Origin of the sequence: Paenibacillus oleatilyticus (assembly GCF_018998565.1) — a bacterium.
Classification (GTDB): Bacteria; Bacillota; Bacilli; order Paenibacillales; family NBRC-103111; genus Paenibacillus_G; species Paenibacillus_G oleatilyticus.
In genome coordinates this window covers 1-1904 of record NZ_JAHNZO010000071.1, presented here as the reverse complement: position 1 = coordinate 1904, position 1904 = coordinate 1, and the positions used below count along the sequence as shown (strand labels likewise).

Here is a 1904-nt window from a genome sequence, read left to right as displayed (position 1 = left end):
AATCGGATAGGAGGCTATCCATGAGTGGGATAGCCGACCTTCCACACCACCGTACGTACCGTTCGGTATACGGCGGTTCAACCGTTTAAGTGCAATTGACGTAGACGCTCATACTGAGCAGGAAAGTCATAGTACCCTGCCTGTATGAGCCTTTCGTTTGTTACAGAGCGATTCAACACCGCGCTTCCGGCAATGCGCCAGTAACCCAGTCGGGTGTTTCCCCATTGGTAGGCCTGCCACTCCGGTACCCCCAGCTTCCGCAGGTTCTGCACCTTCGTTCTTGGCTTCTTCCATTGCTTCCAGATGTACATGCGCATCCGTCTTCGTAACCATTCATTCCAGCTTTGTAGAATTCTTTTCATGTCGGCTACGTAGAAATAACCGATCCATCCGCGAATGTAGACCTTTACGTTTTCCATGACCTGCCGGGCATTCCTGCCTTGACTTCGGCTCGTTAGCTCTTTCAGCTTCCTCTTTGCTTTTGCCAGCGATTGCGGGTGAGCGCGGATATACACACCGCTTCCGTTCTTCCCCAAGGCAAAGCCCAGGAATTTGAAATGCTTCTGCGCCACTACGCTGACGACCTTGCTTTTCTGCGTATTTAACTTGAGCCTTAGCTTGTTCTCCAGATACGTCCGGCAGCTTTCCAGAAGCCGCGTCGCTGCCCTTTTGCTTTTGGCAAGCGCTACGATGTCATCTGCATAGCGGATGACGTTCACGCCTCGCCTTTCCATCTCCTGATCGAATTCGTTCAGGTAGATGTTGGCCAGAAGCGGCGATAGGGGGCCACCTTGCGGAGACCCTTCTTCCGTTTCGTGGCGTACTCCGTTTTCCATGACTCCGCTTTTCAGGTACTTCTTTATCAGATCGGTTACGCGTTTGTCATGGATTTGCTTGCGCAGAAGGTTCATTAGCAGCTCATGGTTAAGCGTGTCGAAATACTTTGAGAGGTCAATTTCGACCGCGTGGCCGTATCCTTGTTCCGCATAAGCCTTCACTTGCCCAATGGCCTGCTGGGCGCTCCGCCCTAGACGGTAGCCGTAGCTTCCATCCGAAAAGAGCGGTTCGAACAGCGGATGCAATTGCTGGGCAATGGCTTGCTGGATCACTCGATCCACAACGGTGGGAATGCCTAGTTTACGCACTCCGCTTCCATCCGGTTTTGGGATTTCCTTGCGTCGTACCGGGCTTGGCTTGTATCTTCCATACCGGATGCTTTGCATAAGCTCGTCTCTGTTCTCTCGCAGCCACGGCAGCGCTTCTTCAACCGTCATCCCGTCGATTCCCGGCGCTCCGTGCTTGCGCTTGACTTGCTTGTAGGCTTTGTTCAGGTTGTCCCTGTCCAGTATCCTTTCCAGCAAGTCGATTGCACCGTCTCTTTCTCTACTTTCCCGAGTTCCAGCACTCCGCGCTCCCGCATGCTCTTCGTGTTCCACACTATCCCTTTGCGGGCAGCCCTTTCGGTATTCTGCTTTCATCATGCCAGCTCTCCTTCCTGCAAATACTCGAAACTTACGATTGTTCAGCCCTTCCCGAGAAAAAAAAATTCCCGGTAGTATGGCTTCTGCTGACTTCTCACAACAAGCTTTACTCCATCTTTCGGATTTTTTTTTTCCCTACTTGACGTCTGTGAGATCTCCCCGGGTAAGAGCGATAACCTTCCCCTCATCTATCTGCCACATTTACATGCTGGGATTCGGGCAGTATTGGACTTTGCTTTGTTGCGCAAGCTCGTCCGTCCCATCATGCCTTCTATGTGATTTCTGTTCGTCAGACCGAGGGTTTGCCTCCGGCTTCCTTCAGATTCCGCCTCGCGGCGGACACCCTTGCCCTTGGCTAACAGTTCCTACTGCCAAGCCTGTAGCGGACTTTCACCGCCTAGTTATCGCCCATGCCGGGCGCAC

Annotated in this window: 1 protein-coding gene; it reads right to left on the bottom strand. The window is 52.7% G+C overall.

All coding sequences use genetic code 11. From position 1 onward, the window contains the following. Nucleotides 1-77 precede the first annotated feature (77 nt). The gene (gene ltrA / locus KQX66_RS36310) at nt 78-1481 is read right to left on the bottom strand and encodes a group II intron reverse transcriptase/maturase (protein ID WP_253957672.1); all 1404 of its coding nucleotides are present in this window, start codon (nt 1479-1481) and stop codon (nt 78-80) included. Nucleotides 1482-1904: the final 423 nt, after the last annotated feature.

Coding starts and splice junctions, on each gene's coding strand:
- ltrA (WP_253957672.1), bottom strand. CDS start 1,481: ATGATGAAAGCAGAATACCGAAAGGGCTGCCCGCAAAGGGATAGTGTG.